The sequence below is a fragment of the Chitinophaga agri genome (assembly GCF_010093065.1).
In the GTDB taxonomy this organism is placed as follows: domain Bacteria; phylum Bacteroidota; class Bacteroidia; order Chitinophagales; family Chitinophagaceae; genus Chitinophaga; species Chitinophaga agri.
On sequence record NZ_CP048113.1, the window covers coordinates 2,091,625 to 2,117,981 of the forward strand.

General features: G+C 46.1%; 21 protein-coding genes. 8 read left to right on the forward strand and 13 right to left on the reverse strand.

Going from position 1 to position 26,357, the window contains the following annotated elements; genetic code table 11:
- Positions 1–258 precede the first annotated feature (258 nt).
- The 4 genes from GWR21_RS08020 to GWR21_RS08035 all read right to left on the reverse strand — a co-directional run bounded on the left by GWR21_RS08020 (position 259) and on the right by GWR21_RS08035 (position 4,620).
- On the reverse strand, positions 259–423 hold the full coding sequence (locus tag GWR21_RS08020; protein ID WP_162331228.1) for a hypothetical protein: 165 nt from the start codon (positions 421–423) through the stop codon (positions 259–261).
- Positions 424–447: 24 nt separating this feature from the next.
- Entirely contained in the window at positions 448–2,925 is a 2,478-nt protein-coding gene (locus GWR21_RS08025; protein ID WP_162331229.1) for a PIG-L family deacetylase, read from the reverse strand.
- Positions 2,926–3,005: 80 nt separating this feature from the next.
- Positions 3,006–3,335 (reverse strand): DMT family protein, encoded by a 330-nt coding sequence (locus tag GWR21_RS08030; RefSeq protein ID WP_162331230.1) that lies wholly within the window; start codon positions 3,333–3,335, stop codon positions 3,006–3,008.
- Between the two features lie 970 nt (positions 3,336–4,305).
- Positions 4,306–4,620 (reverse strand): carboxypeptidase-like regulatory domain-containing protein, encoded by a 315-nt coding sequence (locus GWR21_RS08035; protein ID WP_162331231.1) that lies wholly within the window; start codon positions 4,618–4,620, stop codon positions 4,306–4,308.
- A 383-nt stretch (positions 4,621–5,003) separates the two neighbouring features.
- Here GWR21_RS08035 and GWR21_RS08040 point away from each other — a divergent pair, with 383 nt between their 5' ends.
- The 3 genes from GWR21_RS08040 to GWR21_RS08050 all read left to right on the forward strand — a co-directional run bounded on the left by GWR21_RS08040 (position 5,004) and on the right by GWR21_RS08050 (position 10,156).
- Entirely contained in the window at positions 5,004–5,546 is a 543-nt protein-coding gene (locus GWR21_RS08040; RefSeq protein ID WP_162331232.1) for an RNA polymerase sigma factor, read from the forward strand.
- A 144-nt stretch (positions 5,547–5,690) separates the two neighbouring features.
- Positions 5,691–6,698, forward strand: a complete 1,008-nt coding sequence (locus GWR21_RS08045) for a FecR family protein (RefSeq protein ID WP_162331233.1) — start codon at positions 5,691–5,693, stop codon at positions 6,696–6,698.
- Between the two features lie 14 nt (positions 6,699–6,712).
- The gene (locus GWR21_RS08050; protein ID WP_162331234.1) at positions 6,713–10,156 is read left to right on the forward strand and encodes a SusC/RagA family TonB-linked outer membrane protein; all 3,444 of its coding nucleotides are present in this window, start codon (positions 6,713–6,715) and stop codon (positions 10,154–10,156) included.
- Positions 10,157–10,259: 103 nt separating this feature from the next.
- On the opposite strand, the gene GWR21_RS08055 is transcribed toward GWR21_RS08050, so the two are convergent.
- The gene (locus GWR21_RS08055) at positions 10,260–11,201 is read right to left on the reverse strand and encodes an aspartate carbamoyltransferase catalytic subunit (RefSeq protein WP_162331235.1); all 942 of its coding nucleotides are present in this window, start codon (positions 11,199–11,201) and stop codon (positions 10,260–10,262) included.
- 85 nt (positions 11,202–11,286) lie between these two features.
- On the reverse strand, positions 11,287–11,808 hold the full coding sequence (gene pyrR / locus GWR21_RS08060) for a bifunctional pyr operon transcriptional regulator/uracil phosphoribosyltransferase PyrR (protein ID WP_162331236.1): 522 nt from the start codon (positions 11,806–11,808) through the stop codon (positions 11,287–11,289).
- Between the two features lie 135 nt (positions 11,809–11,943).
- On the opposite strand from pyrR, the gene GWR21_RS08065 reads away from it, so the two are divergent.
- Entirely contained in the window at positions 11,944–12,423 is a 480-nt protein-coding gene (locus tag GWR21_RS08065) for a peroxiredoxin (protein ID WP_162331237.1), read from the forward strand.
- A gap of 219 nt (positions 12,424–12,642) precedes the next feature.
- On the opposite strand, the gene pruA is transcribed toward GWR21_RS08065, so the two are convergent.
- Together pruA and prfB are read right to left on the reverse strand one after the other, a co-directional pair.
- Complete coding sequence (gene pruA, locus GWR21_RS08070) at positions 12,643–14,277, reverse strand: L-glutamate gamma-semialdehyde dehydrogenase (protein ID WP_162331238.1); 1,635 nt, start codon at positions 14,275–14,277, stop codon at positions 12,643–12,645.
- Between the two features lie 279 nt (positions 14,278–14,556).
- A protein-coding gene (gene prfB, locus GWR21_RS08075; RefSeq protein WP_202929068.1) for a peptide chain release factor 2 occupies positions 14,557–15,646 on the reverse strand; the annotation gives its coding sequence in 2 pieces (ribosomal slippage) (positions 14,557–15,585 and positions 15,587–15,646; 1,089 coding nt in all).
- An 89-nt stretch (positions 15,647–15,735) separates the two neighbouring features.
- Here prfB and GWR21_RS08080 point away from each other — a divergent pair.
- Together GWR21_RS08080 and pgi are read left to right on the forward strand one after the other, a co-directional pair.
- Positions 15,736–16,539, forward strand: a complete 804-nt coding sequence (locus GWR21_RS08080) for a tryptophan-rich sensory protein (protein WP_162331240.1) — start codon at positions 15,736–15,738, stop codon at positions 16,537–16,539.
- Positions 16,540–16,695: 156 nt separating this feature from the next.
- Positions 16,696–18,348, forward strand: a complete 1,653-nt coding sequence (gene pgi / locus GWR21_RS08085; RefSeq protein ID WP_162331241.1) for a glucose-6-phosphate isomerase — start codon at positions 16,696–16,698, stop codon at positions 18,346–18,348.
- A 228-nt stretch (positions 18,349–18,576) separates the two neighbouring features.
- Here pgi and GWR21_RS08090 read toward each other — a convergent pair whose 3' ends face one another.
- From GWR21_RS08090 to GWR21_RS08110, 5 genes are all read right to left on the reverse strand, one after another.
- Positions 18,577–19,002, reverse strand: coding sequence for a DUF3276 family protein (locus GWR21_RS08090; RefSeq protein ID WP_162331242.1), 426 nt, complete (start codon positions 19,000–19,002; stop codon positions 18,577–18,579).
- A 159-nt stretch (positions 19,003–19,161) separates the two neighbouring features.
- The gene (locus tag GWR21_RS08095) at positions 19,162–20,958 is read right to left on the reverse strand and encodes an ABC transporter ATP-binding protein (RefSeq protein ID WP_162331243.1); all 1,797 of its coding nucleotides are present in this window, start codon (positions 20,956–20,958) and stop codon (positions 19,162–19,164) included.
- 80 nt (positions 20,959–21,038) lie between these two features.
- A complete protein-coding gene (locus GWR21_RS08100; protein WP_162331244.1) occupies positions 21,039–21,968 on the reverse strand; it encodes a phosphoribosylaminoimidazolesuccinocarboxamide synthase in 930 nt (309 codons plus the stop codon).
- Between the two features lie 134 nt (positions 21,969–22,102).
- Positions 22,103–23,473 (reverse strand): exonuclease domain-containing protein, encoded by a 1,371-nt coding sequence (locus GWR21_RS08105; RefSeq protein ID WP_162331245.1) that lies wholly within the window; start codon positions 23,471–23,473, stop codon positions 22,103–22,105.
- A 170-nt stretch (positions 23,474–23,643) separates the two neighbouring features.
- Positions 23,644–24,225, reverse strand: coding sequence for a DUF4142 domain-containing protein (locus GWR21_RS08110; RefSeq protein WP_162331246.1), 582 nt, complete (start codon positions 24,223–24,225; stop codon positions 23,644–23,646).
- A gap of 301 nt (positions 24,226–24,526) precedes the next feature.
- On the opposite strand from GWR21_RS08110, the gene GWR21_RS08115 reads away from it, so the two are divergent.
- On the forward strand, positions 24,527–25,099 hold the full coding sequence (locus tag GWR21_RS08115; RefSeq protein WP_162331247.1) for a TetR/AcrR family transcriptional regulator: 573 nt from the start codon (positions 24,527–24,529) through the stop codon (positions 25,097–25,099).
- Between the two features lie 56 nt (positions 25,100–25,155).
- Complete coding sequence (locus tag GWR21_RS08120) at positions 25,156–26,190, forward strand: alkene reductase (protein ID WP_162331248.1); 1,035 nt, start codon at positions 25,156–25,158, stop codon at positions 26,188–26,190.
- The last annotated feature ends 167 nt before the right edge of the window (positions 26,191–26,357 follow it).

Sequence of the window (26,357 nt, forward strand, 5' to 3'; positions counted from 1 at the left end):
TTAGTGAACAAATAAAATCCTCCAATCAGGAGTACCAGCCAGGCAATGACAAATGCATACCAGAGGCGCCAGTAATTGTAAGAGCCTTCTTCTTTCATAACAGATGGTGTTGTGAGATTAGGAATTGGGAACTAGGAATTGGTTTATCTGAAAAAATGTTATATCCCCAGATGATAACTACTGTTCCTCATTCTTTTACAAAAAGATGATTGATAACGTTGCAGGCACTTATGAAATATAATTCCTAATGACCAATTCCTAATTCCTCTTCTTTAGCATGTTTCCGCTGAGCAATCCCAATCCAAGGCCGATCAGCAGGCCAATATGCACTCTTTTGATCCCAAAACCTATGACCAGTCCGACTATAATACATAAGACGGCCATAATAGTGAGTCTCGATCCACTTTCACGTTTATTGCTCATGGGATGGTTTGATATATTTTTAGTCTATTTCTTTTTAGAAATAAGATTGACAAATAAACGGTAGGCGCCTGGCACACCTGCTGGCAGCTCCCTAAAAAAGGCCAGGGATGTATACACATATCTTCCCTTGCCGTAATCCGCTACCAGTGTGGAACCCTGTAATGCTTCCTCCCCTTTGTCATGCATGGCGAAGAGCTTTTGATAGGCAGGATCTGCCATTTGTGTAAAGTAAAGTCCTCTCTCCTGTATCCAGCCATCAAAATCGTGGTCGGTGATATGGTTAGGATAATGCATCACTTCACTCTGTGGCTGTAAAATAGTTACAGCTGCAGTTTCATCAGTCACACGGTCACGGGTAAGTGTAAACGGATAAGGACCGATATCAGTGGTCATCAGTGGAGAGCTTACATTATACTGTACCAGGTAAGTACCGCCGTTCTTTACGTATTCCATGAGGCGCGGCTGCAAGTATTTGATACGTGGATTGATATTATAGACTCTCACACCTGCTATGATAGCATCATACTGCTGGAGGTCACCGTTCATGATCTCTTTTTCATCCAGTAAGGTCACTTCGTAACCTACCTGTCTGAGCGAGGCAGCCACCATATCGCCAGCACCGGCAATGTATCCCAGTTTGCGGCCGTTACGCTGCAGGTCTACTGTAACCAGGCGGGCAGTAGCATCCGGGAAGATAGTGATGTCAGGAATATGATCGTAGGCAATCGTGCGTACACTCTGCGTGTATACTTTACCTTCACTGCGTACTTCAACACGTAGTGTATCCGTACGGTTGATACCGGCTACTTTAAGTGGGGCGATATGGAAGGTTACAACCGCTTCGTCTCCCTTTGCAGCGAGTTCATACTGCTGTTCTGCTTCCTGGCTGGTAAAGCCGGCAGGCAGCTGTAAACGTACGGTTCCCCTATTCTTTGCGCCCATTGCCCGGAGCTTGATCTGTACCGGCTGTGGCTGGGTCTGAGTGAAGACAAATACGTTGTTGTTCAGCGCTGCGACTACAGGCGGCGCCACTACCAGTGGCTCATATAATTCACCTTTAACGGGATCGGTAAATTTATATTGCACAGGCCTGGTAACTGTCAGCTGTTCCCCATTGATACGCAGTCTGATAACGGCTTCAAGTGCAGGCTTATTCTCCGGATATCCTACCAGCATAGCATCCCTGATGGTATAGATACCTATCGGATGTGGCGCCTGCAGCCAGTAAGGCTGCGATTCTTCCTGATTAGCCGGCAGTGTCATCATCTCTGCGATGGTACGCAGACGGTTATTCTCCAGCGGCAGTTTATTGAAGGTGGTGTCTTTTCCACCGAAAGTGATCTGTTCTACCGTGACATTCGTGTTACTGTTGCAAAGGAGCTGTACACTTCCCTGCATCGGTTGACCCGGAACAACGGTCTGGCTGTTGCTGTAGGCTTCCATCCAGAGACCGGCACATGCCGTTATCAGGTCTTCAGTTTCTTTCAGTTTCTGTGTACGCCAGTAGCCATCAGGCAGGGCTTGAATCGCTTTGCGGATGTCCAGCAGGGCAGGAACAGAAGCAGCGGGATCTTCTATGTTGAAGGCTGCCTGTGCTTTGTCCACCTTCTCTCCGATGGCTTTACCGCCAGGGATGCGGGACCAGGAGGTGTTGACACCATCCAGCAGACTATAAACAGGTTTACCACCTTTTATCGGCGCGAAATACTCATAGGAACTACCTCTTGAAGCCGGAACGCCAAAGCCCTGGCTTTTATGCTGGGAACGGCTTTCGGCCGCTATTTCACCATATCCCCTACCCAGCAGGTAATTGAAGGCGCCCACATTCAGCTCATATAATTTACCATCAGAATTATCGACAGTACCAGCCCAGTTGAAGGTGTTCCACATGATGCGGTGCGCCTTCCAGGGCTTTAAATGCTTCAGTTGTTCGGGGTAACGTGCAGGATCAGCGGCAGCTTCGAATGCTTCTTCTGCCAGCATTGCCGATGCAGTATGATGACCATGGCCCGCACGGCTATCTGGTGGGAAGCGGCATACGATCACGTCGGGCTGGAATTTACGGATCATCCAGACCACGTCTCCGAGGATCTTTTCTTTATCCCAGATAGTGAATGTCTCTGCAGGGTTTTTAGAGAAACCAAAATCGAGTGCACGGGTAAAGAACTGTTCTGCTCCGTCTATTCTGCGGGCAGCCAGTAGTTCCTGTGTACGGATCAGGCCGAGTAGTTCCCCCTGTTCGTCACCAACGAGGTTCTGACCACCGTCCCCTCTGGTGAGAGAGAGGTATCCGGTACGATATAATTTCTCTTTCGCCAGGAATCCCAGTAAACGGGTATTCTCATCATCAGGATGAGCGGCGATATATAACACGCTACCAAGCGTATCTAACTTTTTGAATTGCAGTTTTATGTCAGCCGCATTAATGACCGGAGAGCGTTGTGCCCATGTGGTAGCGGCGAATAGTCCTGAAATCAGTGTTAAACAGAATCCTTTAACCATTGCTTTTGTCTATTAAACAGTGGCCAAAAATAGTGATTAAATATAGCCGTAAAAGAAAATGTGATAAAAGGTGAAAATGTCTACTTTTTAAACATGAAGTAGACCGCACCAAGAATGAATACGAAGGACACCAGATAGTTCCAGCGTAATGGTTCCTTCAGGATGAAGATGGCGAAAAGACTGAAGACCGTTAGGGTGATTACTTCCTGGATCGTTTTCAGCTGGAAGCCGGTAAATCCTTCCTGTGCGCCAAAGCGGTTAGCGGGCACCATGAAGCAGTATTCGAAGAAAGCGATTCCCCAGCTGACAAGGATGACCTTCCAGAGCGGAACGTTTTCAAATTTCAGGTGGCCATACCAGGCGAAGGTCATAAAAGTGTTGGAAATCAATAGAAGAATAACTGTACGCATGAGATTTATGAATCAGATGCGTAAAGATAGCGGGAAAGAAAGAATTAGGAATGAGGAACGCGAATTGTGGATGGATCTGTTTGAGATATACCAGTACACCGCTAAGATATTTGAAACCGCTGACCGGACCGAAAAAATGTTGTCATGCGGGAATGTACTGCATCTTTTCGCACATTATACTGGGCGGAAGCGGGAAGCGTGGTATTTGATAACAGCCTGTAACCAGACATCGACCCTTAGTGAAGCGAAAACGACGGCTTCGTGTACTTTCTTCAGGATCGCTTTGAAATCCTTACTAACATTGTTGTATCTGTTATTGGCAAAGGCAGCATCTGTAGCTAGGAAAGGGGCATCCAGCTATACCTGACAGCTATAATGGCAGGGACCTATGGTCATGTTGTTTTTCCGGGTAATGTGTTGACGGGCTATTTAGGGATAGTACAAAGAGAAAGTCGATGAAGGTTAATGTAAAGAAAACAAGTTGGTAATCAATGTAAATAATGTTGCAGACGTATTATTTGCAGTGATGGGCATCAGGGAGGTGCTGATCATATATATTGGAGATGATATTACAGCTAATGAATAGCCAGCGTTGACGGGAGTGTAACGGAGGCAAATAGGACTATTTACTATTGATAATCAATTCAAATGGTGATCAACGGTGGTAGGTCTGGTGATCAATGAACGACTGATCAGTCACTATATTTTCGGATAATATGCTGGTTAACTATTCAGCAGGAACTAAAGTAAGCGCAGTAAGAAGAGAGTTATGTGAAGGCCAGCCATTAATAAAAAAGTGTTCAGCCAATACTATAATAGTCCAAAATACGTTTAATGACAACATCCTCGAATTGAAACTCTGGACTTTAAAGAAAAAAATAAACCGGCCCAGAAGAGCCGGCCGGTTGTTACAGGTCTCAACTTTCCTATCATGCTTAGGAGTTGTAAGTTTTAACGCTAAAGCGGTGTTTTAGTCCAGCTTTATTTCCCCCAGGTCTGTTACTTTGCCGTCTTCGACTTTCACATCTTTAAGGGTGGCGTCTTTATAAGGATCTTTAGCGTCGATAATCACGGTATAGGTTCCTGCTTTCGCAGGCTGTACTGAAAAAGCGCCGTCGGTAACTGGAGCTTTCAATGTGTCCATGCCTGAGATAGCCCAGACTTCGTCGGCTCCGTCTACCGGCGTCACTTTGCCACTAATGGTTCCCCCGTCAAAGGAATTGAAGGCCAATGCTCCAATAACCATGGCGACAAGTGCCGATAGGCCTAACTTTGTCGTTTTCATACAAATTGGTTTTAGGTTTCTTACAATATCGAAATGGTTATAAAAAACTCTTTAAACCGCACTTGTTTAGCAGGCGCCTGCAAAGTGCCGCTTTGTTCACTGTCTACATATACAATACATCCAACTTGATCCTTACCATTAGTCCTTTTGAAAAAAAAGTTTGTCTTTTTTTTAGCTTTTCGGCTTTTTCGCCGAAAAGCCTTTACTGTGGCGGATTTTATTTTCTAAGATTCTGAAATCTCTGGTTATGAATGCCGTTGGTCAGTCAATTGACCAATTAATAGATATAATAAACTAATTTTGCCTTGTTCTGTTTTTGATAGCCGACTTTAGTCTGTTGCAAATAGCAATTATAAAAAAGATTAGAAAAGATAAGTTACAGGATGCTGCCGCTCAACAATACAGATATAGTTAATGGGGTCCGGAACAGGGATAAACAGGTATTCGAAATTGTGTTCAATCAGTTTTCACCTTCCATGTTCAATATCGCATTGCGATACTTACGTGACCAGGACGAAGCACAGGATGTTGTGCAGGACGTGTTCCTGAATCTATGGCGCACGGCTGATAATCTGGACGAGCGTGCGCCTGTCCAGCACTATCTGGCCAGGGCTACGGTAAATACCTGCCTGAACCGTATTAAAAAGACCCAGAGACAGCAGCAATACACTAAAGAGCAGCAGTTCACGTCTACGGAATCGACTGTAGAACACCTCCTGCTGGAACATAAAGAATTGGAAGCCCAGTATTTATCTATCCTTGAGAAGCTGCCGGACCAATGCCGCCGGGTATTTGAAATGAGCCGGTTCAAAGGATTGTCTCCTACCGAAATTTCCCAGCAACTGAACATTTCCATCAACACCGTCTATACGCATCTTACCACTGCATTGAAAAAAATCAGACTTGGTCTGTTAAACCAGCAGTAAGCGGACAACTTTACTTTATATTATCTGTTTAGCACCTATATATATTATTATATAGTAAAACCTGAAAACGGATAGCCTTCCTGAAAAGGTTTTTTTTAAAAGGACTAATGGTAAGGGTATTTTTGATTGTATTAATATTAAGAGATGAAACAGCAACCTGATATCGATGTCGTTATCCGCTACCTGGAGGAACCAGGGCATGAGGAGCACAAACGTTCACTGGATGAATGGTTGCAGCTAGATGCTGCTAATCTGGACATCTTCCTGGAAACAAAAGCATTGTGGCAGGGAGAAGTTTTACCAGCTACTGGCTCCTACGATATCGCCCATCAATGGCAACTGTTGGATGCACAACTGACAGCTACAAGTCTACCTCCTGTTACTGTTACTGTTCCACCGGTACAGGCCGTTCCGACACCATCCAAAGGCAAGGCGAGAGCATTGGGTACCAGTACATGGTGGGCAGCAGCCGCTGCTGCTATCGTGATCGCTGCGGCGGTGATCATCTACCGCCAGCCTGCCTATATAGCGCAACAAACCGCTCAGAATACAGATAGTCTTTTACTGCCGGACGGCACCCGCTTATATCTGAATGCACATACCAGTGTGAAGTACCCCCGCAATTTTCAGAAGAACAGCAGGGACATATTTGTACAACAGGGTGAAGTATTCGTAGATGTTAAGCATATGCCGGAGAAACCTTTCTCCGTTCACCTGAAAAACGTAGACATTGAAGTGCTCGGAACCTCTTTTGATGTAAAAGAGACCAAACAGGGTGTGAAAGTCTTCGTTCAAAGCGGAAAGGTGAAAGCTATATACCGGAACGGTAAAAATGCTGTCATCCTCACACCCGGTGAAGAAGCAGAAATGCTCCTGGCTGGTACCACGATCAGTACACGTCATCACCGGAACAATAATCCTATAGCCTGGAAAACAGGTCAGCTGACCTTCGTAGACGCTCCGCTCTCCGAAGTGGCAGAAATACTAGAAGATTACTATAAGGTTAATATTGTTCTCAAAGGGGAAGGCCTGGCAGACAAAAAATTGCTGGCTACTTTCCATAAAGAATCTCTCACCGAGGTACTGGACATTCTGTCTAAAACATTACAGGTACAGGCAGTACAAAAAGATAGCCTGGTAGAAATTTATTAGTCGTCCGGAGGAAAATGCAGGTTACGACACGAGCATTCCGTAAGGCGACTTACTATAGGCGCTGGTGCATACTACTTTTTTTAGTATGCCTGGGGCTGTCATTTTCCTATTTATCCTATTCCAACCCCGCTCCTTCCACCATCATTGCCTTCCAGAATGGAGATTCAATTAAGGTCACACTGAAAGTATCCAGGACCAGTCTGCGGCAGGTTATTCGCCTGATAGAGAAGCAGACAGGCCTCACCTTCGCTATATCTTCCACCGTACTCGATAACGCCCGCTCCGTCACCATGGACGTGCGACGACAACCACTGACGGTGGTACTACGCCGTCTATTTGCCGGCAGCGATTATGTATTCGAGATCAGAAACAAACAAATTATCGTGTATCCCGACGAGGAAACAACTGTTACGCCCGGTACGATACGCCGGCCGGTTAGCCCCGAAGCTGAACGGTTTGTCATAACAGGGCTAATCACTGATGGTGAACACCCACTTGCTGGGGTATCTATCCGGGAAAAAGGCACACACAATGGTGCCAGCACCAATGAAAATGGTCGCTTCCGCATGGCTGTCACCAACGGACAAGCCGTCCTTCAGTTTTCCCTCATTGGCTATGAACCGCGTGAAGTCTCCCTGCGTGAACGTAAAACCCTGGAAATCATTCTTCAAAACGACACCAAAACACTCAATGACCTGGTTATTATAGGCTATGGACTGCATACAAAAGCCAATATCACCGGGGCTATCACCAAAGTGGAAGGCCGACGGCTGAAAAGCAGACCAGTCACAAACGTGATGGCCGCCCTGCAGGGGACAGCGCCCGGATTGCTGGTCACCCGTAACAACGGACAACCTGGCAAGGAAGGATTTAACCTGCAGATCAGGGGTGTTTCCTCAGGTAATTACAGCGAGCCCCTGGTGCTCATAGATGGAGCTCCTGGTTCAATCTCGCTGCTAAACCCTAATGATATTGAATCTATTTCTGTACTAAAAGACGCTGCGGCTGCCTCTATTTATAGCCCGTTGGCAGCGGCAGGTGTGGTACTGGTCACGACCAAGCGGGGAAAAAGCGGGAAACTGACGGTCGAATACAGCAGCCTATTTGGTATTGAACGCCCTATTTCCCTTCCCAGACGAATGCATTCCTGGCAGGCCGCCCCATTACAGAATGAAGCAGCACAAAATGCGGGACTCTCACCTGTCTGGTCCGCACAGGATATTAGTCTGATGAAGGACCCGGAGATTAACTTCCTGCCCCGGCTGGACGGTACCCATAACTTTAACTACTACGATGATGTTGATCAGCTGCGTAACGTTGCCCGTAATAACAGTACTACCAGCACCTATACGATCACAGCAAAAGGTGGTAATGATGATCATCAATACCTAATCTCCATGGGACAATTCTCAAGACAGGGATTATTCAATACCGGCTGGGATAAAACCTCCCGTACTAATATACAGGTCAATTTCAATAACCGCTTCAGCGATGTCCTGAGTCTGGAGACCAGTCTGCAGTATGCCAAAAGTAACACTCTCTCACCTGGCTGGCGCGTAGACGGTAATTACGGCATTCTTAACTTTTTATATCAGTCACCGGCGAATGTGCCGATATACGTGCCTGGTACGACGAATTATACCACAGGGTACAATGGCTTTGCGCTATTGAAAAATGCAGGTAAACGTGACGAAGGGACTTCCTATACGGATGCGGTCTTTACGCTGAAAGCAGAGAATTTATATAAGGGGCTTACACTGAAAGCGGTGTATAGTCCGCAGCTGACCACTACTCATGACGGACTTGGAAAGCGCACTGTTAACTTCTATAACGGGGATGGATATGTAAATAGCGTCAATGATCCCAACTCATTGAAAAGAGGATATCTCATGGAGGTACAGCATAGTTTACAATTGCTGGCAGACTATGACCTGTCCGCAGGGAAAGCCCACACTGTACATATTCTTGGCGGTTATGCCTATGAGAGTCACTATCAGCATCAGCGGGTAAGAGCAGCAGCAAATGCGACTGATAATGAACTGGCACAGTTGTCTTTTAATCATCCTGAGCAAACGGAGCAAAGGCATTTTAAAGGCGCGGGTTCGCTGGCATCTGTATTCACCCGTATCAATTACAACTACAAAGACCGTTACTTATTAGAAGCGAACCTGGTAGGTGCCCAGTTGACGTACAACAGTACACAACAGAAGAAAATGCAGCGGGAACATCTGTTCCCTTCCTTCTCTGCGGGCTGGCGGCTGAACAATGAAAAATGGTTTGCTTCAGCGTTCTCTTTCTTTGATGAGTTCAAGTTACGCGTGTCCTGGGGCATGCTGGGTAACTTCAACTGGCGCAGCGGGTTGAATGATTTTAACTATCGCGATCAGATACTGCATCCTACATCCTACCCATTGATGGCTTACGAAGATAATGAGCGATACATACCAGGGAATAATAACTGGGAAACAGTTACAACAACGAATGCGGGGCTTGATCTCACGTTGTTCAAAGGCAGACTAAATATCAATGCAGATTACTTTGTAAAGCATAACGGTCGTATGCAGATCGCGGAACAGACCTTCCCACAAGTAAACTGGCTGCAACCCGGGTTTTATAATGCTGTGTTGCGTTCGTGGGGATGGGAGCTGAATATTGGCTGGAGAGATAACCGTGGGCCGCTCAGTTACTGGGTGAATGCGAATATTTTCGATGATCAGAATAAGATCTTAAGGGTGAGTGGGCCTTCTGCATGGCTGAATGGCATCAACCGCGGACTTCCCGGACTGCCTTACAATGCGATCATTGGCTATCAGGCAGCAGGATACTTCCAGGCCCCAGCAGATGTAGCGGGGCATGCTTACCAGGAAGCGACGACAGGACCAGGTGACATCCGTTATGCCGATATTAACAACGACGGGAAAATTGACGGGGGGAGTCACACCAAAGATGATCATGGCGACCTGGTCTACCTGGGCAGCTCTCAGCCGCGCTACTCTTATGGTTTCGATGCGGGTTTTTCTTCCAAAGGATTTGATCTGTCCATCTTCTTTCAGGGAATCGGCGCGCGGAAAGTGCTGATGCCGGGTAAATATGCTATGCCATTTGTGAATGGCTGGCAACAGCCCTGGCTGATACATGCTGACCACTGGACACCATCTAATCAGGATGCAGCCTTTCCAAGGCTATATGCCGGCTATAATCAGAATGTGGTGTCTAGTTCCTTCTGGGTGATGAATGCATCCTATATTCGCCTTAAAAACCTACAGGTGGGCTATACTTTCCACTTTGACAGAGCTCACCCGCTGATTAACAGTTTACGGGTTTATTTCTCCGGGCAGGACCTATGGGAGATCAATAAAATGCGGATCAAATACTATGATCCTGAACAGGCAACGAATATTGGTTATCAATATCCTTTCTTCCGCTCATTTACGCTGGGGCTGAATGCTAATTTTTAGCTGCGCACCTCTTCCCGACACAATCCCCCGGCAGGACTTCCAGACAATAAAAAAGGGTGAAAAGCCTAAGCCTTTCACCCTATGTATTTTTACGATAAGATAATTATTCTACCAGTTTACCGGATTTCTTTCCTGACAGCAGATATAGCACTGCCATACGTACGGCTACACCATTTTCTACCTGGTTCAGGATGATGGAGTGACCGGAGTCAGCCACATCGGAATCCAGTTCCACGCCACGGTTAATGGGGCCAGGGTGCATGATCACAACTTCCTTCTGCAGGCTATCCAGCAGTTTTCTGTTCACACCGTAAGCCAGGGAATATTCCCGCAGAGAGGAGAACAGTGGCGTATTCTGTCTTTCGAGCTGAATACGGAGGACGTTTGCGACATCGCACCATGCCAGTGTCTCGCGGATATCATAGCTGACATTTACACCGAGGGCTGTTTCCATATGTTTCGGTATTAGTGTAGGCGGACCTACCACTGTCACTTCCGCACCTAATTCCTTCAGGCAGTAGATATTGGAGAGTGCCACCCTGGAGTGCATGATATCGCCGCAGATAGCGACCTTCTTACCGGCCAGGCTGCCTAGCTTTTCTCTGATAGAGAAAGCATCCAGGAGCGCCTGTGTAGGATGTTCATTAATACCATCACCAGCATTCACGATAGGTACATCAATATGTCTGGACAGGAAGTGAGGCGCACCGCTGGCGGAGTGTCTCATTACTACCATGTCTACTTTCATAGACAATATATTGTTGACCGTATCAATGAGCGTTTCACCTTTGGAAACGGAGGAGCCTGATGCAGAGAAGTTCACTACATCTGCGCCCAGCCTTTTCTCAGCGAGCTCGAATGAAATACGTGTACGGGTCGAATTTTCGAAGAATAAATTAACGATGGTGGTATCCCTGAGCGAAGGAACTTTCTTGATCGGTCTTTGTAAAACCTCTTTGAACTGATCAGCTGTTTGGAAAATAAGTTCAATATCCTGGCGCTGCAGACCGCGAATTCCGAGAAGATGATTTACTGATAATGACATTTAAGATGCAAATATAAATGACCTGACTACAAATCCCAAAATCAAAATCAGGATGTGATGAATTCAGCACATCCATCTATGCCGGTTATTCAAGGATGACCTCGTCTTTACCATCACGATCGGACCAGCGCACCTTCACTTTCTCGGAGATGATAGCGTCTACGGTACGACCTGTATAATCAGCCTGAATAGGCAGCTGGCGTGTAAAGCGGCGATCGATCAGTACCAGCAGCTCAACTACAGACGGACGACCAAAATCGAGCATGGCGTCCAGTGCCGAGCGGGTAGTACGACCGGTGTACAATACATCGTCCACCAGGATCACTTTTTTATTTTCCAGGGAAAAATCAATCGTTGTTTCATTGGGTACATGCAACTGCGTATTGAAATCATCTCTGTAAAAAGTGATGTCCAGTTTCCCGTAATTGATATGTACTCCGGGCAGTAATTTTTTCAGGGTGTGATAGATCCTGTCTGACAGGTAGATCCCTCTCGGCTGCAAGCCTATCAGCACACTCTGTGAGAAATCCAGATGATTTTCAATCAACTGGTGACAAAGCCTGTCTATCGTTATGGCCACCTGGGTACCATTCAATATGGTCTTCAAAGTTTGCGGATTTAAAGGGTCAAAAATAGGGATTAATAGCCGGTCAGAAAAGTTTCCGTCCTATTTTCTATTTCGTACGTACATTTATCGCCACATATGCAGCAGAAAATAACAACCATACTTATAATCCTATCTATGATTTTATTTGGTAAAGCCCAGGGCCAGCTGAAAGCTGGCGACAAAGTACCTCCTTTTACATTGCAGGACCAGAACGGTCAGCCATTTGATATCAGTGCTGTACTTGGTAAGCAGCCGCTGATCATCTATTTCTATCCTAAAGACGAAACGGGGGGCTGTACGGCAGAAGCCTGTTCCTTCCGCGATTCCTATGAGCAATTTACCAGCCAAGGAGCCAAAGTGATCGGTATCAGCGGAGACAATGTGGCTTCCCATAAGAAGTTTGCCGAGCATCACCGATTGCCGTTCACGTTACTGGCGGATGAGGGGAACAAGGTGCGTAAACTGTTTGGCGTACCGAAAAAGCTGTTTATTCCGGGTAGAGTAACTTATGTGGTAGATAAGCAGGGTGTGATCACGTATGTGTTCAATAACCTGATGGATGGCCCGAAGCATGTGACGGAAGCACTGGAAGCGCTGAGGAGGATTTCCAATTAGGAATTGAGCAGTAATAGTAATAGTCTTTCTACAGTTTACGGTACTGCTTAATTTAACTGATATTAATATAAGAGGGCGTCCGCTATAGCGAATGCCCTCTTATATTTTTAAGGATGATCATTAACGAATACAATGAATATACATACACGCTGCTCTCCTAATCTGTAACACTGGTCTTCGCTGCATTGCAATTCCTGATTCTTAATTCTCAATTCCTGATTATTTGTCTTCTTTCAGGAACGGGTACCTGTAATCGGTCGGCGGTACCAGTGTTTCTTTCACCGTTCTTGCACTTAACCAGCGGTAGAGGTTCAATGCGGAACCGGCTTTATCATTTGTACCAGAAGCGCGTGCACCACCGAATGGCTGCTGACCAACTACTGCGCCGGTAGGTTTATCGTTGATGTAGAAGTTACCAGCTGCATTCACCAGTTTTTTAGTTGCCTGGTCAATAGCGTAACGGTCCTGAGAAATGATAGAACCAGTCAGTGCATATGGAGATGTTGTGTCAACAATATCCATGATCTCTTCGAACTTATCTGCTTCGTATACATAGATGGTCAGCACGGGTCCGAAGATCTCTTCGCACATGGTTACATAGCGCGGATCAGTTACTTCGATGACAGTAGGTTCGATGAAGTAACCTTCTGCCTTACTGTAGTTACCACCAGCAATGATCTTCGCTTTCGGATCTTTCTTTGCATTCTCGATGTAGTTAGCGATCTTATCGAAAGAGCGCTCATCGATCACGGCGTTGATAAAGTTGCCGAAATCTTCCGTGGTACCCATTTTCATGGTTTTCAGTTCAGCTACCAGTTTTGCTTTTACTGCTTCCGCAATGTTGGAAGGCAGGTAAGCGCGGGAAGCCGCGGAACATTTCTGGCCCTGGTATTCGAATGCGCCACGTGCGAGTGCGATGGCGGTAATGTCAACATCTGCCGACTTGTGTGCCAGGACGAAATCCTTACCACCGGTTTCACCTACGATACGTGGATAGGTTTTGTATTTGTGGATGTTGGTACCGATCGTCTTCCACATTTGCTGGAATACACCGGTAGAACCAGTGAAGTGAATACCAGCGAAATCAGGATGACTGAATGCAATCTCACCCAGTACAGGACCATCTGTGTAGATCAGGTTGATCACACCATCAGGCAGGCCCGCTTCTTTCAGCACCTGCATGATCACGTGAGCAGCCAGCACCTGTGTGTATGCAGGTTTCCATACCACTACGTTACCACACAGGGCAGCAGAAGTTGGCAGGTTACCGGCAATAGCGGTAAAGTTAAAAGGCGTGATGGCTACAACGAATCCTTCCAGCGGGCGGTATTCCAGGCGGTTGTGGATACCCTGCGGGCTGTAAGGCTGTTGTTTATATATATCAGCGAGGTAGTGAACGTTAAAACGGAGGAAGTCAATGAATTCGCAGGCGCTGTCTATTTCAGCCTGGTAGGCATTCTTACTCTGACCCAGCATGGTAGCCGCATTAATGTGGTAGCGGTACTTGGTAGCGATCAGTTCAGCTGCTTTCAAGAATACAGCAGCACGCTGTTCCCATGGGGTGTCGGCCCATTGTGTACGGGCAGCCAGGGCGGCAGCGATAGCGTCTTTTACATGGCTGGCGTCACCTTCGTGGAAATGCCCCAGTTTATGCTTTATTTCGTGAGGAGGACGGATGTCAATAGTCTTACCTGTACGCACTTCTTTATCACCGATATACATCGGGATATCAAAAACCTGTGCTTTGAAGGCAGCCAGTTGCTTTTTCAGCGCTTCCCTTTCGGGGGAACCTGGTGCATAGCTGTACACTGGCTCATTGGCAGGTGCAGCGAATTGGAAATAAGCATTATGCATTCTCAGATGTTTTTGTTTTCGATCTTGTTGTTTCTACTACTTATCTGTAAGTATAGTTGCTAATGTTGTAACGTCATAACGCGCGGCAGTTGAATGTCTCTTCTCTGGCAATTGGCTGGGCCGGCATGTCATGAATGTCAGCGGCACGTCTGCTGCACGGGTCTGACGGGCTGTTGTATTACTTGTCTGTTGTTTTTCAACGTGCCATATAATATGCAAAAGTGCTGATAAGTTGAGCGAAGTCAATTTATCAGCACATGGCATATGGGCAAAGTTACATTATTCTTCTCCTTTGGCCATCATCAGGTAAGCCTTGATGAAACCCTCCAGTTCGCCATCCATTACAGGTTGTACGTTACCTACTTCATAATCCGTACGATGATCTTTGATCATCTTGTAAGGATGGAATACATAGGAACGGATCTGTGATCCCCATTCGATCTTACGCTTATTAGCGTTGGCGGCATTTTTAAGTTCCTCCCGTTTGCGCAGTTCTTCTTCATACAGGCGGGATTTCAGCATTGTGAGCGCCTTTTCACGGTTCTCACCCTGCGTACGAGCCTGCTGACATTCGATAATGATGCCGGAAGGAATATGCTTCAAACGCACGGCGGTTTCCACCTTGTTCACGTTCTGTCCGCCTTTACCTCCTGAACGGTAAAACTCCCATTCCAGGTCGGCCGGGTTGACAGCGATTTCAATGGTATCATCCACCAGTGGATATACAAATATGGAAGCGAAAGAAGTATGTCTACGGGCATTGGCATCAAACGGAGAGATACGCACCAGCCGGTGCACCCCGCTTTCCGCTTTCAGCAACCCATAGGCAAAGCTGCCATCGAATTCCAGGGATGCTGACTTAATACCAGCGCCATCCCCGTATTGTACATCGATCTCGGATACTTTCCAACCCTGCTTTTCTCCGTACATCCGATACATACGCAACAGCATCTCGGCCCAATCCTGACTTTCGGTACCACCGGCGCCAGAGTTGATCGTAAGCACTGCCGGCATCTCATCTTCCGGTTCGTTCAGTGTTGATTTAAATTCCAATTCGTCAAGAGCCACAGTGGCAGCCTGGTAAGCCTGTTCTACCTCTTCCTCGGTGGCTTCGCCTTCCTTCTGGAAGTCAAGTAGTACAGCACTATCCTCGATAGACGTCTGCACGTTTTCGTACATGTCTACCCAGAACTTATTCACTTTGATCTCTTTCAGAATCGACGTAGCCCTGGCGTTGTCGTCCCAGAAGCCGGGGGCTAACGTTAATTGTTTGTCATTTTCTATTTTGGCTATGCGGTCCTGGACGTCAAAGAAAACCTCCCAGGACATGGAGACGGTCCCTCATAGCTTTGAGTTGTTCTGCTGTCATAATGGGCGCAAATGTAAGGAAAAAGGGGAACAATATTTGCGGGACTTTTAGCATATTAATTCCCAGTCAATTAAAAACTTTTTCTATCTATGACGACCACCCATAAAACCCCTTATTATAAAAACAGTGCAATTTTCAATACGATAGGGTTCATAATGGTGATTGTTGTAAATACGCTGGCCAGCCTCGGTATCATTAATAACAAGGATACGGGTGCAATCTCTGATAAATACGACAATCTCTTTACGCCAGCTGGTATCACTTTCTCAATCTGGGGCCTCATTTACCTGACATTACTTGGCTTTGTCATCTATCAGTTATGGCTGGCTTTTTCCAAAGGCCGTACGCGTGAACTGACCGTATTTATGGAACGGTTACGTGGTTGGTGGCTGATCAGCTGTATGGCCAATTCCTGCTGGCTGTTCGCCTGGCATTATGAGCTGCTCCCTTTGTCTGTACTGCTGATGGTGGCCCTGCTGGTATGTTTGCTGGCTATTCACCTGAATTTTAATATTTCCCTGCCCCGCGCTACCTCCTGGACGGAAAAATTACTTATACATGTACCCTTCAGTCTTTATCTTGGCTGGATCTGCATTGCGACAGTGGCAAATGTCGCCGTATTCATGGTGTACCTGGGATGGAACGGCATGAGTGTGCCGGGGACTATTTTTCTCATATTGTTATGTACTGCCGGAGCAACGTTGCTGATTATACGCAGGCATAATATAATCGTCGGACTAGTGGCCATCTGGGCGCTTTATGGTATTATTATAAAACGGCAGTCAGCCGGTGGCAGCGCAGCAACTCCCATTATCTATGCCTGTATCAGCGCAATGGTTATCATTGTGCTTAGCAGCATCTGGCGGGTGATCACTAACAGGAGATTGTCATGATCCATGTCTTTATACGCTTTTCCCTTGTATATTTTACTGAAACCGTAGCTGACAGTTCCTGAACGGGTTATCTTTAATATTGGTTCTTCTTTCCGGCCTATTGGTCTACGACTATGTAACTATTTTATTACTTTTGATACCATAAAATGCGTTTTTATGTTCCCAACGATTAATCCTACTGCTACAAAAGCCTGGCAACAGCTGGAGCAGCATGCTACCAAGATGAAGGAAACGCACCTGCGCGAGCTATTTGCAAAGGATGCAGAAAGATTCAACAAGTTCACTCTTTCTTTTGAAGATATACTGTTCGACTATTCAAAGAACATCATCACAGAAGAATCGCTTCAATATTTACTGCAACTGGCGAAAGAAACCGGTGTTGAGGAAGGTATCAAAGCCATGTTCAGTGCAGAAAAGATCAACGCTACCGAGAACAGGGCCGTATTGCATACCGCACTGCGTAACTTCTCCGGCCAGCCGGTTACACTCGAGGGTAAGGATGTAATGCCAGAAGTACAGGCCGTACTGAATAAAATGGAAAGCTTCACAAAGCGTATCCATAGCGGAGAATGGAAAGGATATACCGGTAAGCCTATACGTTACATCGTTAACATTGGTATAGGTGGTTCTGACCTGGGTCCTGTGATGGTGACTGAAGCCCTGAAACCTTACTGGAAAGAAGGTATTCAGCCTTACTTCGTATCCAACGTAGACGGTACACACATTGCTGAAACGCTTAAAAAAGTAACGCCGGAAGAAACGCTCTTCCTGATCGCATCTAAAACATTTACTACACAGGAAACCATGACCAATGCATTGACTGCACGTCAGTGGTTCCTGGACTGTGCCAAAGATGAAGCTTTCGTAGCCAAGCACTTTGCGGCGCTTTCTACCAACGAAAAAGCTGTTAAAGCATTCGGTATCGATCCTGCTAACATGTTTGAGTTCTGGGACTGGGTTGGCGGCCGTTATTCCTTATGGTCCGCCATCGGTCTGAGCATCTCCCTGACGGTAGGCTTTGATCATTTCAAGGCGTTGCTGGAAGGTGCACATGCGGTAGATAACCACTTCCGCACCACACCACTGGAAAAGAACATTCCTGCTATAATGGCCCTCATCGGCCTGTGGTACGGCAACTTCTTTGACACTGCTACTGAGGCGATCCTGGCGTACGACCAGTATATGCACCGTTTCGCCGCCTACTTCCAGCAGGGTAATATGGAAAGTAACGGTAAGTATGTAGACCGTACCGGTAAACCAGTAAGCTATGAAACAGGTCCTATCGTATGGGGCGAACCTGGCACTAACGGACAACACGCTTTCTATCAGCTGATCCACCAGGGTACCCGTATCATTCCCGCCGACTTCATTGCACCGGCTATCAGCCACAATGCGATCGGCGACCACCACGTAAAACTGTTGTCTAACTTCTTCGCACAGACAGAAGCGCTGATGAACGGTAAAACGGAAGCGGAAGTGCGCGCAGAACTGGAGAAATCCGGCCTGAGAGAAGATGAGATCAAGCAACTGCTGCCTTATAAAGTCTTTACTGGTAACAGACCAACCAACTCTTTCCTCGTAAAACAGATCACGCCAAGAACCCTTGGTTCACTGGTAGCAATGTACGAACATAAGATCTTCGTACAGGGTGTTATCTGGAACATCTACAGCTTTGATCAGTGGGGGGTTGAACTGGGTAAACAACTGGCTAATAAGATCCTGCCTGAGCTGGAAAGTGCTGATCAGGTGACCAGCCATGATGCATCTACGAATGGGCTGATCAATGCCTGGAAACAGATGAAAAAATAAGTTTGATTGTATAATTGAATAACGATGAGGGGCTCTGGAAACGGGCCCCTTTTTAATTAGGAATCGGGGAATTAGAAATTGGTTGGCCGGAAGTGATAGAAGGCTTTCATTCAGAACAAATGGAGTACGGTGAATACCTGCTACTTGGCGAACGGGCATGGGCATAAAAAAACCTCCGGAGAAACCGGAGGTCTTATATATCATCAAATAAAATGATCTAAAATAAAATTACCATTTATCTACATCCTCTGTGTGAGAAGATGCAGATGCAGCAACAGGTGCAGCTGAAGCAACAGCAGCTTCCACTACCGCTTCTACAGAAGATTCACCTTCGCCATCTTCGTCATCACGTACGTAGTCATGGTTGTAGGCATCAAAATCGAAGTCGGGCATCAAATCAGTTTTCACATAATTGATGGTCTCTGTCAATGCATTCAGGAACTTGTTGAAGTCTTCCTTGTACAGGAATACTTTGTGCCTGTCATAACCATTGTCGTTAAAGCGTTTTTTGCTTTCTGTAATGGTCAGAAAATAATCATTTCCACGAGTGGTCTTTACATCAAAGAAGTATGTTCTTCTTTTGCCCGCTTTCAATCGTTTAGAAAAGATACTGTCATTATTTCTTTCCTGCTGATTGGTATTTTCGTACGCCACAGTTGATAGATTTAAGTTGTTAACGAATCAAATCCTTTTTCCAATAAGAAACAAATATACTATTAGTTTACAAATATCAAAATAATTTTAAATGATTTTGAAAAATGATAGAATACTCCTTTACCTACTGATTCACAGGTATATATAAGAATATGATTACTATTCTATTATAGGCTCCTCTTCGCCGGATTGCTGACGGGCGTACAGTTCCGCGTAATAACCATTCAATGCTAATAATTCACTATGCGTACCGGTTTCGACTATTCTGCCCTCATCCAGTACAATGATCTTATCAAATTCGAAGAGTGCAAATATGCGGTGGGTAATGATTATAGCGGTTTTATCTTTCAGATACGCGTACAGGTTACCAATAATTTCTTTCTCGGTACGGGCGTCTACGGCCGATAAGCAATCGTCAAACACGAGTAGATTGGGGTTCTTTATCAGCCCTCTTGCAATGGAGATACGTTGCTTTTGTCCGCCACTGAGTGTGACGCCTCTTTCCCCTACTACCGTATCAAATCCTTCTGTAAAGCCCAGGATATCTTTCTCAACTGATGCCTGACGGGCAGCAGTCCTTACTATCTCAGGCGTTGCTTCGGGCGTACCAAAACGTATATTATTCTGTATCGAATCTGAGAAAAGGAATACATCCTGTGGCACATAACTGATCTGGCTACGCAGGCTGTCCAGTTTCACCTGGCGGATGTCACGACCGTCAAGCAGGATCTGTCCCTCCTGCGGATCATACATACGGATCAGCAGCTGGGCGAGCGTAGATTTACCGGAGCCGGTACGGCCGATAACCGCTACTTTCTCTCCGGGCCTTACTGTCAGATTAAAGTCTTTGATGGCCTGGATACCGGTATGCGGATAGGTAAATGATACCTGTTTAAACACTACTTCTCCCTTGATGTCCAGGTCGGTTGCACCAGGATTATCCTTAATAGCGGGTTGTATATTGAGAAATTCGTTAAGACGTTGCTGGCTCGCGGCAGCACGCTGGATCATCGATGCCACCATTCCGATGGAAAAGAAGGGGAACATCAGCATATTCACATAGATGACAAACTCGGCCAGGTTCCCTACTGTGATATTGCCATGGATCACCTGAATACCACCAATGAATATGGTAATAACCACACTCAGCCCGATCATAAGAGCCATACTTGGCTGAAACAACGCATCGGTTTTAGCCAGACTCACAGAACTGATCTTATAGGCTTCGCTGGCCTGTTCAAAATGTTTAATACTGTCTTCTTCCTGCACATAGGATTTGATCACCCTGATACCGGAATAGGACTCCTGTGCGATAGACGTGATATTGGATAGTTCGGCCTGTATACGTTCGCTTTTTCTGTGAATGATATGGTTCACATAATAAATGATCACTGCAAGTACAGGCAGTGGCGACAAGGTATATAATGTCAGCATCGGATTGACGTCCAGCATCAGGTATACAACGATCACGATCATAAAGATCGTACGCGTAGCATACATGATAGCGGGGCCAACGTACATGCGTACCCTGGATACATCTTCCGTAATGCGGCTCATCAGATCGCCGGTACGGTGCATTTTAAAGAAGTTAAGGTCCAGCAGCTGATAGTGCTGGTAAATTTCGTTCTTGAGGTCGTATTCAATGTAGCGGCTCATCACAATGAGCGACTGCCTTTGCAGATATAGAAAGAATCCGCTGAGCAATGCGAAGAGGAGAATACTGATACCGTAGAAAGCGAGTACGCTGGTGAATTCACTGCGGAAAGCGGCTTTGAGTCCGGTATCACTGAGCAGGTTATAATTATCGAGGTTCTGCGCCAGCAGGTCAAATATCTGCCTGACCATGATCGGCTGAAACACACTGAATACAATGGACACGATCGTACAGGTCAAACCTGTAAGGAATCTCCATTTGTACTTTACAAAATACTTGTTAAGCGTGGCCAGGTGTTTCATATTAGTCTATAGTCAAATATCCGTCGTCACTAACAGCCGGGGAAGGCATAGTTCATGCCTCCCCGGTGTCGTCAATATGCTTATAATGTCTTCAGTGTTTCGATGATCTTCTGTTCAGCAACTGCTTTGGAAACATCTTCCTTTACAAATTTCTGACCAGTGATGTTCTCGAACAGTTCGATGTAACGTTCACTTACCGTGCTGACGAATTCGTCCGTCATTTCCGGCACCTGCTGTCCGTCTTTACCCTGGAAGCCGTTAGCCATCAGCCATTCACGTACAAACTCTTTACTGAGCTGTTTCTGCGCTTCTCCATTCTTTTGTTTTTCCTCATAGCCTTCTGCATAGAAGTAACGGGACGAATCGGGGGTATGAATTTCATCTATTACGTAGATGGTATCACCGATCTTACCAAATTCATACTTGGTATCTACCAGGATCAGACCACGTTGCTTCGCCAGTTCTCTGCCACGGGCGAACAGGGCAAGGGTATATTTCTCAAGTTGTTCGTATTCTTCTTTACTTACGAGGCCCTTACCAATGATATCTTCACGGGAGATATCTTCATCATGACCTTCATGTGCTTTGGTAGTCGGTGTGATGATAGGAGAAGGGAAAAAGTCATTTTCCTTCAGGCCTTCCGGCATAGTTACACCGCACAGTTCACGTTTGCCGCTTTTATAAGTTCTCCAGGCGTGACCTGTGAGATTACCGCGTACGACCATTTCCACAGGGAAAGTCTCACATTTCAGGCCAATTGTAACATTTGGCAGGGGAACGGACTTTACCCAGTTTGGAACGATGTCTTTGGTAGCATTCAGCATGATAGCAGCTACCTGGTTCAGTACCTGACCTTTATAAGGGATGGGACGGGGTAACACTACATCGAACGCAGAGATACGGTCGCTTGCTGCCATTACCAGCAGTTTATCATTAATGGTGTAAACGTCCCTGACCTTTCCCTTATAAAAAGCCGTCTGACCGGGAATCTGAAAATTTGCCTCTGACATGAATAAATTATTACCTAGTAAAAATGATTAGATGAAAGCCTTCACTTACAGGACGTTGACAAGGAAATCAACAGCCAGTTTTGCATTCAGGTCCGCAAAAATACTTTAGGTTAAGGGATTTATAACAGATTCGTCTAAGAAAACTTCAAAAGCTCTGTTTCGTGGTTGCCGGCATGTGAATGAATAAGGTTCAGAATGTACTCATTCTCAGGATACTGGGTCAGCCATTCCTTGACCTGTATCCCTTCAGTAATGGCAGTATCCCGCGGAATATAACCCATGCCATAGAAACGTCCCTTTTCCATCAGGATACAGCTTTGCTCCCATGGATCCCTTCCAGTCCCCATAATGGCGAAAGAAGGTTGTTGCTGCTGCATATGTATAATGGCAGCCTTCACGCGGAGGTTATAGGTTTCAGGTGCTTCTTTTTTGTCACAGGCACCGCGGCAGGTATGATCGGGTATCGGGGAACAGATACCGGTACCTTTTTGCAGGAAGCATAACCGCGGACAAAGATCAAATTCTCTGATCAGTCCCCGCAGCATCTGATGTCCCTGCACCAGTAATGGGAATGCATGCAGTGGTAAGGAATATTTACGACGCTTCTCAATAGCCAGACGCAGATAACCGTCCTGATCTTCGAAACAATAGAAGCCGTACCTGAACTCGATATATTTCTGCGAATAATTATAAATTGGCCATAGCCGCTTGATCTCCACACTTTCCAGGATATGTGCCATCAGTTCCGTACCAGTCACCTCGTGCGAAATACTATAAATATTACGGAGGAACTCCTGTCTCTTTCTGCCGGCGCTATTACCCGTAAAATGGCTATTCACCCGCTTGCGGATATTCTTGGCTTTACCCACATACACCACCTTCCCCTTCTGATCATGGAAATAGTATACGCCTGGCAAACCAGGCAAACCAGTGACCTGCTCAGGAGGCAGATTCGGAGGTAGGAACTGCTCTTTGGAATGAGCGTTCAGGGCATGTGCGATGGCTTTTGTGGTGTCCTGCTGCAGCAATAGCCCGAACAATTGTACCGTGGCAGCTGCATCACCAGATGCGCGGTGACGTTGTGTAACGGATATCTGCAGGGATCTGCACAGATTTCCCAGGCTATAGGAAGGCAGCCCAGGAATGATCTTGCGGCCCAGTCTGACAGTACACAGCTTTTTACTGCGCAGCTGATAACCTGCCTTAGCGAGATGATATTGAATAAAGGAATAATCGAAATTTACGTTGTGTGCTACGAATATTTTATCCTCCAACAGGGCATAAATATCGGCAGCCACCTCATCAAAGGTGGGCGCTACTGCTACCATTTCGTCTGTAATACCTGTCAGAGCTTGAATATACCGGGGAATAGGCAGACCAGGATTGATCAGCGTTTCATACTGCTGTAGGATCTCCCGTCCGTCGTAAATATAAATGGCTATTTCTGTAATGCCATTTGCACTGGCGTGTCCGCCTGTGGTTTCTATATCAACTATTGCGTACATAACTCTCCACTCGTCCAAACAAATATAAACACAAGTTGCAACGTGGAGAATTATTTATAAAAAAGAAGAGTTGTTAGCCTCCAGGAGCGACATTCTCGAACTCAACCATCACAACAAGTCACCGGAAACTAACAACTACTTATTTTATGAGGCAAATGCTATACGCTGCCTTATTTCTTTGCATTCTTCATGGCTTCCTGGATCGCCTTCGCAGTATCCTGGTGTGCCTTCAGGGTAGGCAGCGTGTTACCAGCCCATGTTTTCAGATCCGGATCAGTCAGGCTCTGAGAGGCATCTTCAAACATTTTCACATCCTTATCATGATCGTTGACCATCATGTCAATGAAATGCTTGTCGAATTCCTTACCGGATAATTTACTCATATCTCTCAGATGTTCACTATAATCTGACCCTACACTATCAGGTAATGTGATATTCTTACTTTGTGACAGTCCTTTCAGTTCGTCGCCTGCCTTGGAGTGGTCACGTACCAGTAATGCGCCAAAGTCTTTGATACGCTGATTAGTACCCTTCTCCTGCGCCAGTTTACCTGCCTGTACTTCTAACATACCACCATCGGCAGCTTTTACGGCAAAGTCTGATGATTCCTTATCTACAGGTGCTGTTTCCTTATTTACTGCCTGAGCACTGTCTACAGCGTCTTCATGTTTGGCTTCTGTGTTTCCGGAGTTACAAGCCTGAAACATCCAGGCGGCCAGCATAGTAGCGGCAATAAAAGTGAGCTTTTTCATGTGTTCCTTTTTGGTTTAACAATTAAAGATGTATCAGCTAACGTGTCTACACCGTTACGACTGATATCAGGCAAAATTGGTACCATGCCGGCTCGTGCAGATCCCGGCTATAGTTGTCTTTCCCGCCTAAAAGCCCTACCAGTGAACCTTCCACCTATACAGACTGTACTATAATGATTGTCAGCCCCTACCGCAGATATATAAGGTTATTTTGTAGATTGATTTCCCCGTTTCCACTATTCCAGAACGGTCGTTCTAAAAATATTTTGGAACATTCATTCTATTATTCTATTTTTGCATCATGGCACGCAATAAAGCATTCGATCCTGAGGAAAAGCTGGAAAAAGCAAGGGATCTCTTCTGGGAGAAGGGATACAATGCTACGTCCATGCAGGACCTTTGTGAGGGTATGCAATTGAACCGGGCCAGTATATATGATACTTATGGCGACAAACACGCCCTCTTTCAACAGTGTCTGCAGAACTACGCGAAAGAGAAGCTGTTTGACTACAAGCAATGCTGTGAGAAGGTAACACCACTTTCGGCTATTGAGAGTATCATACGTAGAGCGGTCCATAACAGGAAAGAAGGGAAATCCTGCCTGATGGTGAAGACATCTTTTGAACTGGCTTCAATGGATGAAAGCATAAGAAGTATAGTACAGGAACAGGCAAGGCAAAGCATTAGCGTATTACAGGAACTATTGGAAAAGGCGCGACAGATGAATGAGATACCAACAGAAAAAGATCCGGCCACACTGGCACAGTTCCTCTACGCAAGCTTCAGTTCAATCTGGTTAATGGACGTATTATTCGGTGATAAAGCAATGTTGGAGCACATGGCTGACCATATATTACATAGCATTAGGCATTGATATTTTTTTACTCTTTTTTGGAACAATCATTCTGGAATTATTTAACTGAAAGACCCATGTACCCAACATTATTATCATCCGCTACTATAGGCAATTATGCCATTTCTAACAAGGTGGTCATGGCGCCCGCCTCACAAAAAAAACGTCAGGTTCCTGCGGGCGTTCCCAATGAACTGATGGTAAATTACTACAGCCAGCGAGCCAAAGCCGGTCTGATCATAGCAGAAGGTACCGGTCCTGCAGAAAATGGTATGGGCCAGGCGCACATGCCGGGAATATATAGCAAGGACCAGATCAAAGGATGGAAAAAAGTAACAACGGCAGTACATGAAAACGGCGGCCGGATCTTCCTGCAGATCAAACACACAGGGCGTATATCACACCCTGCCAATATGCCGGCAAAGGCTGATATCATCGCTCCTTCAGCTATCGCGGCGAGAGGAGAAATATGGACGGAAACGTTAGGATGGCAGCCGCACGCTACACCAAGGGCGATGACAACTTCAGAGGTAGGGAAAATGGTCCAGCAATATGTAAAGGCAGCAACACAGGCAATAGAAGCAGGTTTCGACGGAGTGGAATTACACGCAGCGCAAGGATATCTGATGGACCAGTTCCTGCACCCTGATACCAATCAGCGTACCGACAAATACGGCGGCAGCATTCCCAACAGGGTGCGTTTCATTCTGGAAACTGTCGCAGCTGTCAGCCATGCGATCGGCAGGCATCGTACAGGTATTCTACTGTCTCCCTACAGTCAGGTCAACGACCTGCAGCATCATAGTGAGACAGACGCCACTTACGCCTATCTGACGGATGGACTGGATACGTACGGATTATCGTACATCCACCTGCTGACAGAACCAGCAACACCGGCTACACTGATCGCGGGTGTGCGTTCCCGGTTCAACGGCACACTCATTCTCAACGGCGATTATGATGCCTTACAGGCAGAACACACGGTACAGAGCGGACTGGCAGACCTGATATCTTTTGAGAATCCATGTGTGTCTTCGCCCATCACCGGTAAGTTTGAAACGACGGCGAGCGAGCCACTGAAAAAGCCCAATTACGCTTGTGCGAATTGTTAATATAAAAGTGAGAGTTGTTTAGTTGTTTACACTTCCGTAACGGTAACCCCGTTGCGGAAGTGATTTCTTCAGGTATATTCAGGATCTTAAGTGAAGGATATATTTTTAGTACGTTTCAGATAAAGACCTGGAGAAAAAGCACGAGATGAGTTCCCGGAGAAACAATT

What these genes read in the sequence shown, in the direction of transcription:
- GWR21_RS08020 (WP_162331228.1), bottom strand. Translation starts at nt 423, where the DNA reads ATGAGCAATAAACGTGAAAGTGGATCGAGACTCACTATTATGGCCGTC.
- GWR21_RS08025 (WP_162331229.1), bottom strand. Translation starts at nt 2,925, where the DNA reads ATGGTTAAAGGATTCTGTTTAACACTGATTTCAGGACTATTCGCCGCT.
- GWR21_RS08030 (WP_162331230.1), bottom strand. Translation starts at nt 3,335, where the DNA reads ATGCGTACAGTTATTCTTCTATTGATTTCCAACACTTTTATGACCTTC.
- GWR21_RS08035 (WP_162331231.1), bottom strand. Translation starts at nt 4,620, where the DNA reads ATGAAAACGACAAAGTTAGGCCTATCGGCACTTGTCGCCATGGTTATT.
- GWR21_RS08040 (WP_162331232.1), top strand. Translation starts at nt 5,004, where the DNA reads ATGCTGCCGCTCAACAATACAGATATAGTTAATGGGGTCCGGAACAGG.
- GWR21_RS08045 (WP_162331233.1), top strand. Translation starts at nt 5,691, where the DNA reads ATGAAACAGCAACCTGATATCGATGTCGTTATCCGCTACCTGGAGGAA.
- GWR21_RS08050 (WP_162331234.1), top strand. Translation starts at nt 6,713, where the DNA reads ATGCAGGTTACGACACGAGCATTCCGTAAGGCGACTTACTATAGGCGC.
- GWR21_RS08055 (WP_162331235.1), bottom strand. Translation starts at nt 11,201, where the DNA reads ATGTCATTATCAGTAAATCATCTTCTCGGAATTCGCGGTCTGCAGCGC.
- GWR21_RS08065 (WP_162331237.1), top strand. Translation starts at nt 11,944, where the DNA reads ATGATTTTATTTGGTAAAGCCCAGGGCCAGCTGAAAGCTGGCGACAAA.
- pruA (WP_162331238.1), bottom strand. Translation starts at nt 14,277, where the DNA reads ATGCATAATGCTTATTTCCAATTCGCTGCACCTGCCAATGAGCCAGTG.
- GWR21_RS08080 (WP_162331240.1), top strand. Translation starts at nt 15,736, where the DNA reads ATGACGACCACCCATAAAACCCCTTATTATAAAAACAGTGCAATTTTC.
- pgi (WP_162331241.1), top strand. Translation starts at nt 16,696, where the DNA reads ATGTTCCCAACGATTAATCCTACTGCTACAAAAGCCTGGCAACAGCTG.
- GWR21_RS08095 (WP_162331243.1), bottom strand. Translation starts at nt 20,958, where the DNA reads ATGAAACACCTGGCCACGCTTAACAAGTATTTTGTAAAGTACAAATGG.
- GWR21_RS08100 (WP_162331244.1), bottom strand. Translation starts at nt 21,968, where the DNA reads ATGTCAGAGGCAAATTTTCAGATTCCCGGTCAGACGGCTTTTTATAAG.
- GWR21_RS08105 (WP_162331245.1), bottom strand. Translation starts at nt 23,473, where the DNA reads ATGTACGCAATAGTTGATATAGAAACCACAGGCGGACACGCCAGTGCA.
- GWR21_RS08110 (WP_162331246.1), bottom strand. Translation starts at nt 24,225, where the DNA reads ATGAAAAAGCTCACTTTTATTGCCGCTACTATGCTGGCCGCCTGGATG.
- GWR21_RS08115 (WP_162331247.1), top strand. Translation starts at nt 24,527, where the DNA reads ATGGCACGCAATAAAGCATTCGATCCTGAGGAAAAGCTGGAAAAAGCA.
- GWR21_RS08120 (WP_162331248.1), top strand. Translation starts at nt 25,156, where the DNA reads ATGTACCCAACATTATTATCATCCGCTACTATAGGCAATTATGCCATT.